The organism is Saccharicrinis aurantiacus, from assembly GCF_947489045.1.
Taxonomy (GTDB): Bacteria; Bacteroidota; Bacteroidia; order Bacteroidales; family Marinilabiliaceae; genus Saccharicrinis; species Saccharicrinis aurantiacus.
This window is the reverse complement of the sequence record NZ_CANLCN010000057.1, coordinates 1-789: the sequence shown is the minus strand read 5'-3', so window position 1 is coordinate 789 and position 789 is coordinate 1. Positions and strand designations below refer to the sequence as shown.

General features: G+C 30.8%; 1 protein-coding gene. It reads right to left on the bottom strand.

The window, feature by feature from the left end:
• The coding region (locus tag QMO11_RS21850; protein WP_282040088.1) for an IS982 family transposase at positions 1–732 on the bottom strand (732 nt) is incomplete at its 3' end.
• Between the last annotated feature and the right edge of the window lie 57 nt (positions 733–789).

Sequence of the window (789 nt, the reverse complement as noted above, 5' to 3'; positions counted from 1 at the left end):
TTCAATGAGAGCTCTCTTTTTGAGAAGAACTTTATCGTGTATGTGCATCAATGCATTCTTCATGTTCTTTTTTATTTTTGTAATCATATGAATACCATCAATAAATAAGTCTTCGAATAGGTTTTTGCTTATGTATCCCTTATCTGCAATAAGCTTTCCGAATATTTTATCATGAAAATTCTTGTTTTTTAAAGGGGCTCTATCATCCACATTACCATGAGTAAACAAGAAATCCAGAATTTCACCTTTATCATTTATAACTATGTGTAATTTGAATCCGTAAAACCATCCCATTGAGCATTTACCTTTCTGAGCTAGGTCTTTGAATACCTTATTTTGTTTTTCTCTTTTAATATGACATGCTCTTATGGGGGTTGAATCTATGAATGATATGCCAGTACATTCACCTAGACAAGACACTTGCAAGAAAACGCTCATGGGAATAAGTACTTTTCGTTGTAGCTCAGTAAAGCGATTGTATGATACAGTTTCTGGAAAATCATCGACCATGTGTTTCTGTACATAGTTGATATAAAAATGCTTAAGATTTCTAAATTGCCCTAAGTGAAACAGTATTAAAATAGTAATAACTTCACTGTCAGACATCTTAAACTTTCGTTTGCGAGTGTTTTTACTAGTATCTTTAGTCAAAACATGGCCTTCCTTTGCTAATTCAAACTCTTTACAAAATTCATCAACTAGATAGAAAATTTCAGTAACTTTACTCATCATAAGAAACAAGGTTTTTGTAACTATATATTTAAATGTTAGATACTTAAATATAACAAA